Genomic DNA, 13,799 nt, shown 5'->3' on the forward strand with positions numbered 1-13,799 from the left:
CGGGCCTTATCGATCGATGATGAGTCCGGGTGTCTCGTCCGGATCTGTCCGCGGATCAGTTGCCGCGGATCGTCTTCAGCTCAGCCAGGATGCCGTCGACAACGTCGGCGCCGATCTCGGCCTTGTGCTTTTCATAGACGACCATGGACTTCTCGCGGATGCGGGCCTGCTCTTCCGGCGACAGCTGGTTCACTTCCAGACCGGCTTCCTTGATCTTTTCCAGCGACTTCTTGTTCAGGTCGGCGATGACCTGACGTTCGACGTCGCGACCAACCATGGCGCAGTCACGCAGGGCGGCCTGCTCTTCGGGAGCGTAGGAGTTGAAGATCGGCTTCGAGAACAGGAAGAGGAACGGCGTGTAGGCGTGGTTCGTCTCGGTGACGTACTTCTGCACTTCGAAGAACTTCGACGTGTCGATGGTCACGTAGGGGTTTTCCTGCGCGTCGATCGCCTTGGTCTCAAGTGCCGAGTACACTTCGCCAAATGCCATCGGCGTCGCGTTTGCGCCGAGGTTCTGGAAGGTGTCGAGGAAGATGTTGTTCTGCATGACGCGAACCTTCATCCCCGAGAAGTCTTCCCACTTGGTCACCGGACGCTGCGAGTTCGACAGGTTGCGGAAGCCGTTTTCCCAGTAGGCAAGGTTCACCAGGCCTGCTGCGTCGAGCTTCTCGTTCATGCTGTCGCCGAACTTGCCGTCGAGAACCTTGTAGGCTTCGGCGGGGCTGGAGAACAGGAAGGGAAGGTCGAAGACGCCGAGCGCCGGGATGATCCCGACCAGCGGCGAGGACGAGGTGACGACGGCTTCCTGGACGCCCGAACGAAGCGCCTGGGTTGCCTGAAGGTCGCCACCGAGCGCGCCGCCCCAGAAGGCGGTCAGCTTCAGCTTGCCGCCCGACTTCTCGTCGAGGCAGGCCTGCATGGCCTTGATGCCGTTGCCGACCGGGTGATCGGCGTTGATGCCGTTCGACACGCGGATGTTACGGCTCTTGAACTCGGCGAAGGCCGGAGCCGCACCCGAGATCGCGATGGCGATTGCGGTGGTTGCAAAAAGTAGTTTCTTCATGTTGGTCCTCCCATTTGGACAGTTGAAGTAGAAGCGGTGAAGTCGGCGCCGGTCAACGCAGCCATTGAGCCGGCACGGTAACAATTTCCGGAAATGCCACGAGCAGCAGCAGCAGAACCGTCTGGGTGAGCAGGAACGGCGCAACCCCGATCGTGACCTTGCCGAGCGGAATGCGGCCGACGCCGCTGACGACGTTCAGCACCACGCCGACCGGCGGCGTGATAAGCCCGATGCAGTTGTTCATGATGAACATCACGCCGAAGTAGACGGGGTCGATGCCCGCCTGCTTGATGATCGGCATCAGCACCGGCGTCAGGATCAGGATCGTCGGCGTCAGGTCGAGCGCCGTCCCGACGACCAGCACGAGGACCATGATTGCCAGCATCAGCAGCTTCGGACGGTCGATCAGCGGTTCGATGTAGCCGGTGATTTCGGCCGGGATGTTGGCCGCGGTGATGAGCCAGGCCGAAACCAGCGCGGCGCAGACGAGGAACATGATGACGGATGTGGTCTTGGCGGCGCGCAGGATGACCTGCGGAAGGTCGCGTGGCTTCAGCTCACGGTAGATCACCATGCCGACGAACATCGCGTAGACGGCGGCAACGACGGCGGCTTCGGTCGGCGTCACGACGCCGGCCTTGATGCCGCCGAGAATGATGACGGGCATGCCAAGCGCCCAGAGCGCACGGCCGGTCGCCGTTACCCGCTCCTTGCTGGAAGCCTTCGGCAGCGGCTGGATGTTGTCCTTGCGCACGACGTAGAGCCAGGTGCCGATCAGAGAAAGGCCCATCAGCAGGCCCGGCACGATGCCGGCCATGAACAGCTGGGTGATCGAGACGTTAGCCGCGACACCGAAGACGATGAAGGCCATCGACGGCGGAATGACCGGCGCGATGATGCCGCCAGCGGCGATCAGGCCGCCCGAACGGGGAATGTTGTAGCCGGCCTTGGCCATCATCGGGATGAGGATGGCGGCAAGCGCTGCCGTATCGGCGGCAGCCGAGCCGGAGATGCTGGCCATGATCAGGGCCGCAACGATGGCGACGATGCCGAGGCCGCCGCGGATGTGGCCGACAAGCGCGATGGCGAAATCGATGATGCGCTTTGACAGGCCGCCGGAATTCATCAGTTCGCCGGCGAGGATGAAGAAGGGAATGGCAAGCAGGGTGAAAGTGTCGGCACCCGCGATCATGTTCTGGGCGATGATCTGCGAATTGAACATGCCCATGAACCACATGAGCACGACGCCGCAGAACATCAGCGAGAAGGCGACCGGCACGCCGATGGCCATGGCGCCAAGCAGTGAGCCGACGAAGACGAGTAGGGTCATATCAGGTCCGCTCCGCCATCTGCTCGATGGTCATGTTTTCGCCGGCGAATGCCGCAATCTCGTCGTCCGTCACGCGGCCCGTCACAAGCCGCACAAGCCGCTCCAGTGATATCAGCAGGCAGCCTGCGCCGGTAAAGAAGCCGACGCCATAGACCCAGGCCATCGACAGGCCGGTCACCGGGGCGACCATGCTGGAGTTGATCGGCAGCTGCACCCATGTGCCCCAGAAGAAGATCCCCGAGCACAGGATGATCGTCAGGTTGCTGAGGATCATGCAGAAGATCCGGCCCTTGCGGCCGAACATCGCCACGAGCGTCTCGACCCCCAGGTGACCGTATTCACGGAAAGCGACGACCGCGCCGATGAAGGTGAGCCAGACGAAGAAGTAGCGTGACAGTTCGTCGGATACCGTCAGGCCGGAATTGAAGCCGTAGCGGAGGATGACGTTGCCGAACACCATCAGTGCCATGCCTGACAAGAGCAGGATCAGCAGGATCTCGAGGAACCGGTAAAATAGATCGATTGTCTTGTGCATTGTCTCCCCCCGATGCCTCCTACAGCAGCCCGCGCCGGGCCAGGTTCTTCATCAGTGCCGTTATTCCGAAATTCCATTCCGGGCATTTATCGCTGTATTCCACCCGGTTGATCAGACGCCCGAGTGTCGGGCTGGAGATCTCGACGATGTCGCCGATCTCGTGCGTGAAGCCCATTCCCTTGCCGCGGCGGTCCTTGACGGGTGCGAACATCGTGCCGAGGAACAGCAGCGCGCCATCCGGGTACTGGTGACTGCGATTGAGCAGTTGTGATGTGAGGTCTTCCGGCGAGCGGCTGATGGCGCGCATCGGGCTGACGCCGGTCATCTCGAAACCGTCAGTGCCCTTGACCGAAAGGCTGATCTCGGCGGCCTTGACGTCTTCCAGCGTGAACCTGCCGTCGAACAGGCGGATGAACGGTCCGACCGAACAGGAAGCGTTATTGTCCTTGGCCTTGCTCAGCAGCAGTGCCGAGCGGCCTTCGAAGTCGCGCAGGTTGACGTCGTTGCCGAGCGTCGCGCCGATGATCTCACCCTTCGAGGTGATGGCGAGCACGACTTCGGGCTCGGGATTGTTCCAGTCCGATTTGGGATGGATGCCGACCGCAGATCCGCAGCCGACGGAGGACATCGGCTGGGCCTTGGTGAAGATTTCCGCATCCGGGCCGATGCCGACTTCGAGATACTGCGACCAGAGGCCCATCTCCTGCAGCAGCGCCTTCACTTCGGCAGCTTTCTCAGAACCGGCGGTCAGACCCTTGAGGTTGTCGCCGAGCACCGGCGCCAGACGCCCGCGGATTTCCTGCGCATGCAGGGGGTCGCCCTTGGCCTGTTCCTCGATGACCCGTTCCAGCATGCTGTTGGCAAAGGTCACTCCGGCGGCCTTGATCGCCTGCAGGTCGGCTGGCGCCAGAAGTTCGCCGGCAGTGCCGTTCAGGAAATCGTCGAGGCTGCCGAGATCGGCAAATGAGGTCTTGGCGGAAAGCGTCTCGACCAGACCGTCGATCTCCAGAAGCATCGACAGCGTCGGTGCGAGGGAAGAGAGGTCGAGGAGACGCCCGTCCGACAACAGAACGGGGCAGGGGCCATCGGCGGATTTCGACCATACGCGTCCGACCAGCAATGCGTTCGATGCATCGACCGGCAAGATGGTGTCCGACGACAGGGCATTCTGATGCGCCACGAAAATCCTCCCTTGGTGATCAAGAGGGCCTCCACCCTCTCGTCGTTGTCAGATGTCCGACAACGTAGTGCGCCGTTTTAGTATGACTTTTCCATTCTGTCTAGAAGAGGTCGAAGCTCATCCAAAGGAAAGCCGACCGGCCTACCATCTAGACCATTTCCAACTCCAGGTTAAGGCGTCGGGCAGCGCCGTCCAGATGATGCCTCATCGCGGCCTTCGCGGCTAGCGGATCGCCGGTGGCAATGGCATCGCGGATAGCAACATGCTCGGCGATCGTCACCTCGACGATCTCCTCGAGGATGGCGGCAGCCCGTGCTGCATTGATGGCGATATGCGTCCTCTCGGCGATGAAGCCGATGAACTGCTGGAAATATTCGTTGCGGGTCGCTGCCGAAACCGCCCGGTGAAACGCCAGGTCGGCAACGATCCCCTGGTCCGTCCATCGCTCGGCGCCCGACATCTGGCTCAGCAGTTCATCCAGCCGGGCAAGGTCGTCTTCCGAATGATGAAGGGCTGCGAGCCCGGCGGCTTCGGTTTCCAGGGTATACCGCACCTGGAACAGGTCGCGAAATGCGTCGCGGTCGCCTGGCGGCCCGGAATCGATCCGAATCGACTGACGCTGCTGGATTTCGGTTGCGAAGGCGCCGACCCCTTGCCGGGTCTCGACGAGGCCTTCGTTGCGAAGGTGGGCGATGGCCTCGCGAACGACCGAGCGACTGACACCGAACGTGCTCGCCAGAAGATGTTCCGTCGGAAGCTTCTGCCCGGGCTTGATGCGACCCTCGGCGATCTCACGGCCGATTTCCCCGGCAATGCGCATCGGCAGGTGCTCGCTCCGCTTGATCTGCGTGAAATCCGCCATTGCGATCCTCGTTCCCCTCACTCCGGCCTAGTGATTAGCCGGAGCGAGATCGATCTGGCAATGCGGATTGAGAATGAGATCCGGGTCGATCGCCTTCTTGATGGCAACCAGCAGGCTTCGCTTAGTGTCCGAGAGACGCTCCTCGAAGTCGTCGCGCTTCAGGCGGCCGATCCCGTGTTCGGCGCTGATGCTGCCACCATATTGGTCGACCACCACATTGACGACCTTCTTCGCCTTGTAGATCCGCTCGTTGCGTTCCTCTGGCGTCGCGCCATTCGGCGGAAGGACGTTCAGGTGGACGTTACCGTCGCCGACATGACCGTAGGAGACGCTGGTGCAATCGGGAAGTGCCGCGCTGACGGCGGCCTCCGCATCGGCGACGAAGGAAGCGAGCCGCGACAGGGGCACGGAGATGTCGGTGCGCATATGGCTGCCGCGCTTGGCCTGACCCTCATTCATGCCTTCGCGGATCAGCCACAGATTGCGCGCCTGTGCTTGTGATGTAGCGATCGTGCCGTCGACAACGAGACCGTCGGACATGACGCCTTCCAGGAAGCGGTGCATGAGGTCGTCGATATCCACCAGACCGGAGCCGGAGATCTCCATCAGCACATAGGCCGGGAACTCGCCGGAAAGCGGGATCGGCAGATCGGGCATCGCTTCCTGCGCCAGAGTGAACGCGAGCGGCGGCATGAATTCGAAGGCTGACATCAGGTCGCAGCAGTCGCGCCGCGCCCGGCGGTAGAGCGTGATGGCGTCGTCGAGCGAATTCAGCGCCACGAGTGCGGTGGCAACATTGTCGGGGTAGGGCGTCAGCTTGATCGACACCGCCGTGATGATGCCGAGCGTGCCTTCCGCGCCTATGAACAGCTGCTTGAGGTCGAGGCCGCGATTGTCCTTGCGCAGTGTCGAGAGGCCGTCGAAGACGCTGCCGTCCGGCAGAACCACCTCGAGGCCGAGCACCAGCTCGCGCGTCATGCCGTAGCGCAGCACGTTGATTCCGCCGGCATTGGTCGAGACGTTGCCGCCGATGCGGCAGCTGCCCTGGGCGCCCAGCGCCAGCGGGAAGAACATGCCCTTCGCCGCTACCGCATCCTTGAGTTCAGTCAGGATGCATCCCGCCTCGACGACGGCGGAGAAATCGTCGCTGTCGATGTTGCGGATCTTGTTCATTCGCTCCAGAGTCAGAACCACCTGGCGTTCCGGGTCGTCGGGCGTTGCACCGAGCACAAGGCCGGTATTGCCACCCTGCGGCACGATGAACAGGCCAAGTTCGCGGCAGGCCTTCACAGCGGCCTGGACGTCTTGCGTCGTTCGCGGTCGGATCACCGCGACCGCGCCGGTTGTGACGTCGCCGTGCCAGTCCCGGCAATAGCGGAGCATGTCCTCCGATCCGGTCAGGACAAGGTCTTCGCCCAGAACGGAGCATAGCGAAAGGCGCTGCTCGGCGATCGAGCGCGGTGCTTCAGTCATCGGTTCCTCTCCTCCCTCGCGATCTGCAATGCCAGTCCGAGGCCGTATGCGTGTTTCTTGCGCCTGGTTGGGCCAGAGGCAAAAAACCTGTTTTCAAGCGAAGCATACAGGGTTATCAGACAACCTTACAAGGAGAAAGTCGTGGTGCATCCACGGCTGTATGGGAGGAAGACATGCATATCCTGATCATCGGTGCGGCCGGCATGGTAGGCCGCAAGCTGACCCAGCGTCTGGTTTCGGAAGGCGGCCTGAACGGTCAGCCCATCGACGCGCTGACGCTGGTCGACGTCGTCAAACCGGACGCGCCGGCCGGATTTGCCGGAAGCGTTGCCGCACGCGAATGCGATTTCAGCGCGCCCGGCGAAGCGGAGGCGTTGATCGTTTCGCGTCCGGACGTTATCTTCCATCTCGCGGCCATCGTATCCGGCGAGGCGGAGCAGGATTTCGACAAGGGCTACCGGATCAACCTCGACGGCACGCGCTATCTGTTCGACGCCATCCGCATCGCAAACCAGGCGGACGGCTATTTCCCGCGCGTCGTGTTTACCTCGTCGATCGCCGTCGTTGGTGCGCCGCTGCCCTATCCGATCCCGGACGAGTACCACCTGACGCCGCTGACGAGCTACGGCACGCAGAAGGCGATCAGCGAGCTGCTGCTGGCCGACTACAGCCGCCGCGGCTTCTTCGATGGCATCGGCATCCGCCTGCCGACGGTCTGCATCCGTCCCGGCAAGCCGAACAAGGCTGCCTCCGGCTTCTTTTCCGGAATTCTGCGCGAGCCGCTCGTCGGGCAAGAGGCGATCCTGCCGGTGTCCGACGACGTCCGCCACTGGCATACGTCGCCGCGCTCGGCCGTCGGGTTCCTGATCCACGGCGCGGGGCTCGATCTGTCGAAGCTCGGTTGGCGCCGCAGCCTGTCCATGCCGGGTGTCAGCGCAACGGTCGGCGAGCAGATCGAGGCCTTGCGGCGGGTCGCCGGCGAGAAGGCCGTACAGTTGATCCGTCGCCAGCCGGACGAGGCGATCATGAAAATGGTCGCCGGTTGGGCGCCCGGCTTCGAGGCCAAGCGCGCGACCGAACTCGGCTTCACCTCGGAGAAGAACTTCGACGAAATCATCCAGGTGCACATCGAGGATGAGCTGGGAGGCAAGCTATGACCTCCGATACGTCTCCGACGAGGCGGATCGCCTTTCTCGGCACCGGACTGATGGGCGCGCCGATGGCGAGGCGGCTTGCCAAAGCCGGCTATCCGCTCACCGTCTGGAACCGTGACCCGGCCAAGGCCGAGGCACTTGCGGCCGACGGCGCAACCGTTGCCGCATCTCCGGTCGAAGCGGTGCGCGACGCGGACGTGGTGTTCACCATGCTGACCGACGGCAGGGTGGTCGGCGAGGTGCTGTTCGACGCGGGCGTCGTCGATGCCCTGAAGAACGGCGCCATCGTCGTCGACACCAGCTCGATCGCCCCGCCAATCGCCCGCGATCACGCGGCGCGGCTGGGTGCGCGTGGCATCCGCCACCTCGACGCCCCGGTTTCCGGCGGCGTCGTCGGCGCGCAAGCCGGCACGCTGGCGATCATGGCGGGCGGCGATGCCGCTGTCGTCGAGGAACTAGGCGATGTGTTCGCCGCGCTTGGCCGCGTGACGCATGTGGGGCCGAGCGGCGCCGGCCAGGTGTGCAAGCTCGCCAACCAGCAGATCGTCGCGGTGACGATCGGCGCAGTCGCCGAGGCGATGATCCTGGTCGAGGCGGGCGGCGCTTCGCGTGAAGCCTTCCGCAATGCGATCCGGGGCGGGTTTGCCGAAAGCCGGATCCTGGAATTGCATGGGCAGCGCATGGTGGACCGCAATTTCCAGCCTGGCGGCTCGTCGAGGAACCAGCTGAAGGATCTGAATGCCGTCATCGCGCTCGCCGAAGAGCTTGCACTACAACTTCCGCTGACCACCACAGTTCAGGCGGAATATACCGACTTCGTCTCCGGCGGTGGTGGCGAGAAGGACCATAGCGGTCTGCTGCTCCATCTTGAAGACCTGAACCGCAAGGTCTGACGCTGCAAGATTGCGAAAGGCCGGCATCATCCTGCCGGCCGGTCGCATCTGCCTCGACGTTCAAGCGGTGCCGGACGCGTGAAAGTCTAAGGAACCATCATCCACCTGGCTTGGTTTAGGGGCACGGCATGTGCCGGCGCCTCCTGAACAGGGCGAAATGGGTTGGAGGTTGCGTTGCGCGTAATAGAGTATCCCGGTCGGGCGGAGGTCGATCGACCAAAGCCGACGAGCAGGCCCGCCGCTGCGCTGATTGCCGCTAAGCTCATCGAAACATTCGAGACATCCGACCGGTCGCGCGTCTACGTGGCACTGAGCGAGAGTTCCGCCGGCAGGATCGCCGATGCGATCCGCTGCCTCGATCCGGATCTGGATATAGTCGTCCTGCCACCCTGGGACTGTCTTCCCTATGACAGGGTGCCCCCGTCCAGACAGTCCATGGGACGGCGGATGGACGCGCTGCGCGTCTGGTTGCAGCCGTCGACGAAACCGCGATTGCTGATCACCTCCCTCGATGCGGGCCTTCAACGCGTGCCGCCGGCGACAGTCGTCCGGGATAGCTGGTTCAAGCTTGCCGTCGGAGATCTTTTCGATCGTGAGGCATTCGACCGGTTTGTCCGGCGCACCGGATATATCGAAGACGGCATTGTCGACGAGCCCGGCGAACTGGCATTTCGCGACGATGTTATCGACATTTTCCCAGCCGGCGCATCGGTGCCGATGCGGATCATCCTCGACGAGGACACGACGATCTCGGAGCTGAGATCCTACGACCCCGGCACCCAGCGAACGACGAACAACGCTGAAGTGATGGTGTTCGGACCGGCCTCGGAAGCCGTTACCCTGGAGGCCGACTTACAGGCCGTCGACGAGGCAGTGCCGCAATGCGACGTCTCGGAGCGTCGGCTGTTCCAGGTGTATGGCGAGCTTTCGACGGTCTTTGACCTGATCGGTGATGCCGACATCGCTTTCGAGGACGGCTACGACGACAGGCTCAGCAGCTATCTCGACATCATCGAGGAGGCGCGTCAGGCGCGCCGGCGTTTCGATGGCGAGGAGAGGAGCATCGCGCACTCGCTGTATCTCAACCGATCCGGGTGGACGAGCGCCGTCAGCGATCGGTCCCGGTTTGATCTCGACTTCAGCGCGGCCAGAGCGCTTCCGAAATTCAGCGACGACGCCAACCCTCGCCGTATGTTCCTAAGCTTTGTGCGGGACGAGAAGCAGTCGGGACGCACGGTCGTGCTGGCCGGCAGCGGCGAGAATGTCGACCGTCTGACAAGGCGTCTGGAGCGCGACTCGGATACCAAGGTCCAGCCGCTCGCGACGTTCAAGCAATGGGCGGTGCAGGATCCGGGTGCGCTCCTGAAGCTTGCATGCCCGCTGGATCGCGGCTTTGCAGATGGGCCATTGAGCGTAGTCACCGTGCGGGACATCCTCGGCGAACTGGCGGAAGCGACGGAGGTTGCGGCGCGTCTCGCCGAGCCGGAGCTTCAGCTGGGAGACGTCGTGGTTCACGAAGACCACGGCATCGGCGTGCTGAAGAGCCTCGATACCGTCACCGTGGAAGATGTCGTCCGGGATGCGGCACGCCTCGAATATCGCGATGGCGCATCGCTGCTCGTGCCGATGGACGAGTTCGGCAAGCTCTGGCGCTACGGATCGGAACCGGAAGCCGTGACGCTCGATCGGCTGCACACCGAAGCCTGGTCGAAGCGCCGTGCTGAGATCGACACGGATATCCGCACCGCTGCCCGCCATCTTATGCGGCTTGCCAAGCAGCGCCGGGATGCCACGGCTGAAGCCTTCGTGCCGCCGCGCGCCGAGTATGCAAAATTTGCCCGTCGGTTCCCCTACACGGAAACCGCCCACCAGATCGCGGCAATCGATGCCTTGCTGCAGGACCTCGCTTCCGGCACCGTCATGAGCCGGTTGATCTGTGGCGATGTCGGCTTCGGCAAGACCGAGGTCGCGCTGCGTGCCGCTGCCGCCGTTGCTCTTGCCGGTGGTCAGGTCGTTCTCATCGCACCGACGACCGTCCTTGCGCGCCAGCATTTCACCACCTTCGAGCGGCGGTTCGCGGGCACCGGGATCCACGTCGCGATGCTATCACGCGTTGTCGAGCCGAAGCTTGCCAAGGAAGTCAAGGAGGGTCTCGCCAGCGGAGCAGTCGGCATCGTGGTGGCGACCCAGGCCATCCTCGCGAAGGACGTGCGTTTTGCGCATCTCGGCCTCCTGATCGTCGATGAAGAGCACCGCTTCGGGACGCGAGAGAAGCAGGCAATGAAGGCGATGGCGCCGCTCCTGCACACGCTGACCATGTCGGCGACACCGATCCCGCGGACGCTGCAATCGGCGATGATCGGCGTGCAGGACGTCAGCATTCTGGCAACTGCGCCGTCGAAGCGGCGGCCGGTGAGGACCTCGCTCACTCCCGTTGATCGCGCGGCGATGCGGGTCGCGCTGATGCGCGAATATCGTCGCGGCGGCCAGAGCTTCCTCGTCGTGCCGCAGATCGAGGACCTCGATCCTGTGCGCACGATGCTCGGGGAAATCGTGCCGGAACTGTCGCTCCGCGTCGCGCACGGCAAGATGAAAGCTGCGGAGATGGACGAGGTCATGGTCCGCTTCGCCGATGGTGACGGCGACGTGCTGCTGTCAACCAACATCATCGAAAGCGGTCTCGACGTGCCGCGCGCCAACACGATCTTCATCTGGCGGTCCGACCGCTTCGGCCTGGCGCAACTGCATCAGTTGCGCGGCCGTGTCGGACGCGGCAAGGCTCAGGGCATGGCTTACCTTACCACCGAGAGCGACGAGCTCCCGGAGGAGACTCGGTTGCGGCTCGCAACGATGGTGGAGAACGACCGTCTCGGCGCCGGCCTTGCGATCAGCATGCAGGATCTCGATCTGCGGGGTGCCGGGGATATTGCCGGCGAAGACCAGGCGGGCCACATGCGGCTGATCGGCGTCAGTCTCTATCAGAAGCTCCTCGAACGGGCGGTCAAGGCTTCGGCCAAGTCGACGTCAATGGAGGACCAGGCTGCTGCCCTGAACCTTGGAATTGCCGGTACCATCCCGCAGGAATACGTGTCGGACGCCGCCGTGCGGCTCAACCTCTACGCCCGCTTGTTCCGAGCCGCGGACGAGGCGGAGATCGACCGCTTCGTTGAAGAGTTCGAGGACCGGTTCGGGGAACTGCCGGATGAAGTCTCGACGCTGTTTCGCCTCGCCCGGCTGCGCATCAGGGCGACCCGGCTTGGCATAGCCAAGGTGGATGGTGGCCCGCGTGCGCTTGCACTTACATTTACCGGGAAGCCCGCAGCAAAGACGCTGAAGCTGCTGACGCGATCCAACAAGGCAGACCTCCGCGACGGCCGGCTGATCTTCGAGCAAGCGACGGCGACGCCGGCAGAGAGGATGGCGCTAGTCGAGACGCTCCTGTCTGATCCATAAGCGGGCTGTCGGCGGGCCCGGACCATCCGAAGCCATTGTCAGGTTTCGCTTTCCGTTCTGGCCGTATCATGCGAAGATGCCGGGCCCGAAGCACGACCGCCCATCGTTCCTTGGTAGAAAGGACGACAATGGCTCTGGATCAGATCACTGACCGCTCGACCCCGCTCGCCAGCCTGACGAAGGCGGCGTCGCGCATCGCCCGTTCTCGCAGCATCGAGGAGATGGTCGAGACGATCCGTGCGAGCGCGCGCCTGTTGATCGGCTGCGAGGGGATTGCCGTCATTCGCCGGGAAGGCGATCTTTGCCATTACGTGGACGAAGATGCGATCGGTCCGCTCTGGAAAGGGCAGAAGTTTCCGATTTCAACCTGTGTCTCTGGCTGGGCAATGATCCACCGGCAGACAGTCGTGATCGCAGACATTGCGAAAGACCCTCGTATTCCTACGGAACTCTACCAACGGACGTTCGTCCGGGCGGTTGCGATGGCGCCAATCCGGGCTGAAGATCCGGTCGGCGCGATCGGGGCCTATTGGTCGCAGACCTACGAGCCGTCCCGATGGGAAGTCGAGACGCTCGAGGCGCTGGCGGAGGCCGCTGCCATCGCTGTCGAGAACATCGGCTTTCACGCCCACACGGTTGCCGCTCCGGCAGAGAGAGTGGGCGACTTCTCACGAGATATCGCAACCGTCTCCGGCATCGCCGCGGTGCCCGCCATCCTTGACGTCGTTCTGCGGATGACGGGCATGGGATTTGCCGCCGTGGCGCGGGTGACGGACAGCCGGTGGGTTACCTGCAGCGCGCTCGATCACGTCGGGTTCGGGCTCGGTCCGGGCGACGAACTGCCGATCGAAAGCACGCTGTGCAACGAGATTCGCGACCATCGCCAGCCAGTCGTCTTCGACGACGCGACTGCCGATGGCGTCTACTGCGATCACCATACGCCGCGCATCTACGGGCTGCGTGGTTATATTTCGGTGCCGATCATCCTGGGCAACGGGAGCTTCTGGGGCACCCTATGCGCCATCGATCCCAATCCCGCGACCGTCAACAATCCCCAGGTGCTCGGCGCATTCAAGCTGTTTGCCGAGCTGATTGCCCATCATCTCGATGCCGACGAGCGGCTGAAGGCGACCGAGGCGTCGCTGTCGCAGGAGCGGGAACTGGCATTGTTTCGCGAGCAGTTCATCGCCGTGCTCGGCCATGACCTCCGAAACCCGATCGCCGCCGTCAATGCCGGAACATCACGGCTGATCAAGGAAGGATTTACGGATCGTAGCCCGCTGATCCTCAAGCTGATGAAGACCAGCATCTCCCGCATGTCCGGCCTGGTCGACAATATCCTTGATCTGGCCCGGTCACGGCTTGGTGGGGGCATTGTTCTCAACGTTCAGGATGGTGATCTCAATGAGACGCTCCAGCACGCGACGGATGAACTGAAGGCCGCCTATCCGGACCGGGAGGTCAATGCTTCCTTCGCATTCGGTCAGAACGTCGAGCTCGACCACATGCGAATGGCGCAGATGTTCTCCAACCTGCTCTCCAACGCCATCACCCACGGCGCGCAAGGTCAGCCGATCAACGTGTCCGGACTGATGGTGAATGGCGAGCTAGAGGTATCCGTCAGCAATGGCGGACGTCCGATCCCTGCAGACCAGATCGAGATGCTCTTTCATCCCTTCCGCCGTGGCGATGCCAAGTCCGGCGTCCAGGGGCTGGGGCTCGGTCTCTACATTGCCTCAGAAATTGCCAAGGCCCACGGCGGCAGGATCGATGTCCGGTCGGATGATGCGGAGACCTGCTTCACGTTCCGGATGCGTCTCGCCTCCTGAACGGCCTATCGGAATTTGCCGGGCCTC

Annotated in this window: 10 protein-coding genes; 4 read left to right on the forward strand and 6 right to left on the reverse strand. The window is 63.1% G+C overall.

Annotated elements, in window-relative coordinates; genetic code table 11:
* Window positions 1–55: 55 nt before the first annotated feature.
* From AAIH46_RS14475 to AAIH46_RS14500, 6 genes are all read right to left on the reverse strand, one after another.
* A complete protein-coding gene (locus AAIH46_RS14475; protein ID WP_430306628.1) occupies window positions 56–1,063 on the reverse strand; it encodes a TRAP transporter substrate-binding protein in 1,008 nt (335 codons plus the stop codon).
* Window positions 1,064–1,115: 52 nt separating this feature from the next.
* Window positions 1,116–2,393, reverse strand: coding sequence for a TRAP transporter large permease (locus AAIH46_RS14480; RefSeq protein ID WP_430306629.1), 1,278 nt, complete (start codon window positions 2,391–2,393; stop codon window positions 1,116–1,118).
* Window position 2,394: 1 nt separating this feature from the next.
* Complete coding sequence (locus AAIH46_RS14485) at window positions 2,395–2,928, reverse strand: TRAP transporter small permease (RefSeq protein ID WP_430306631.1); 534 nt, start codon at window positions 2,926–2,928, stop codon at window positions 2,395–2,397.
* A gap of 19 nt (window positions 2,929–2,947) precedes the next feature.
* Window positions 2,948–4,108, reverse strand: coding sequence for a fumarylacetoacetate hydrolase family protein (locus AAIH46_RS14490; protein ID WP_430306633.1), 1,161 nt, complete (start codon window positions 4,106–4,108; stop codon window positions 2,948–2,950).
* A 148-nt stretch (window positions 4,109–4,256) separates the two neighbouring features.
* Window positions 4,257–4,976, reverse strand: coding sequence for a FadR/GntR family transcriptional regulator (locus tag AAIH46_RS14495; RefSeq protein ID WP_430307321.1), 720 nt, complete (start codon window positions 4,974–4,976; stop codon window positions 4,257–4,259).
* A gap of 21 nt (window positions 4,977–4,997) precedes the next feature.
* Entirely contained in the window at window positions 4,998–6,443 is a 1,446-nt protein-coding gene (locus AAIH46_RS14500; protein WP_430306634.1) for an FAD-binding oxidoreductase, read from the reverse strand.
* A gap of 173 nt (window positions 6,444–6,616) precedes the next feature.
* On the opposite strand from AAIH46_RS14500, the gene denD reads away from it, so the two are divergent.
* From denD to AAIH46_RS14520, 4 genes are all read left to right on the forward strand, one after another.
* Window positions 6,617–7,600: a D-erythronate dehydrogenase gene (denD, locus tag AAIH46_RS14505; protein ID WP_430306635.1), complete on the forward strand. Its 984-nt coding sequence runs from the start codon at window positions 6,617–6,619 to the stop codon at window positions 7,598–7,600.
* On the forward strand, window positions 7,597–8,490 hold the full coding sequence (locus AAIH46_RS14510) for an NAD(P)-dependent oxidoreductase (protein ID WP_430306636.1): 894 nt from the start codon (window positions 7,597–7,599) through the stop codon (window positions 8,488–8,490). The genes denD and AAIH46_RS14510 overlap by 4 nt, the downstream gene beginning before the upstream one ends.
* Before the next feature lie 174 nt (window positions 8,491–8,664).
* A complete protein-coding gene (locus AAIH46_RS14515) occupies window positions 8,665–11,943 on the forward strand; it encodes a DEAD/DEAH box helicase (protein ID WP_430306637.1) in 3,279 nt (1,092 codons plus the stop codon).
* A 128-nt stretch (window positions 11,944–12,071) separates the two neighbouring features.
* Entirely contained in the window at window positions 12,072–13,772 is a 1,701-nt protein-coding gene (locus AAIH46_RS14520) for a GAF domain-containing sensor histidine kinase (protein ID WP_430306638.1), read from the forward strand.
* Window positions 13,773–13,799: the final 27 nt, after the last annotated feature.

The organism is Rhizobium sp. 0TCS1.26, from assembly GCF_050455525.1.
Classification (GTDB): Bacteria; Pseudomonadota; Alphaproteobacteria; order Rhizobiales; family Rhizobiaceae; genus Neorhizobium.

Excerpts from the sequence above, each read along its gene's own strand:
- AAIH46_RS14480 (WP_430306629.1), bottom strand. The coding sequence starts at position 2,393 with ATGACCCTACTCGTCTTCGTCGGCTCACTGCTTGGCGCCATGGCCATC.
- AAIH46_RS14485 (WP_430306631.1), bottom strand. The coding sequence starts at position 2,928 with ATGCACAAGACAATCGATCTATTTTACCGGTTCCTCGAGATCCTGCTG.
- AAIH46_RS14520 (WP_430306638.1), top strand. The coding sequence starts at position 12,072 with ATGGCTCTGGATCAGATCACTGACCGCTCGACCCCGCTCGCCAGCCTG.
- AAIH46_RS14475 (WP_430306628.1), bottom strand. The coding sequence starts at position 1,063 with ATGAAGAAACTACTTTTTGCAACCACCGCAATCGCCATCGCGATCTCG.
- denD (WP_430306635.1), top strand. The coding sequence starts at position 6,617 with ATGCATATCCTGATCATCGGTGCGGCCGGCATGGTAGGCCGCAAGCTG.
- AAIH46_RS14500 (WP_430306634.1), bottom strand. The coding sequence starts at position 6,443 with ATGACTGAAGCACCGCGCTCGATCGCCGAGCAGCGCCTTTCGCTATGC.
- AAIH46_RS14510 (WP_430306636.1), top strand. The coding sequence starts at position 7,597 with ATGACCTCCGATACGTCTCCGACGAGGCGGATCGCCTTTCTCGGCACC.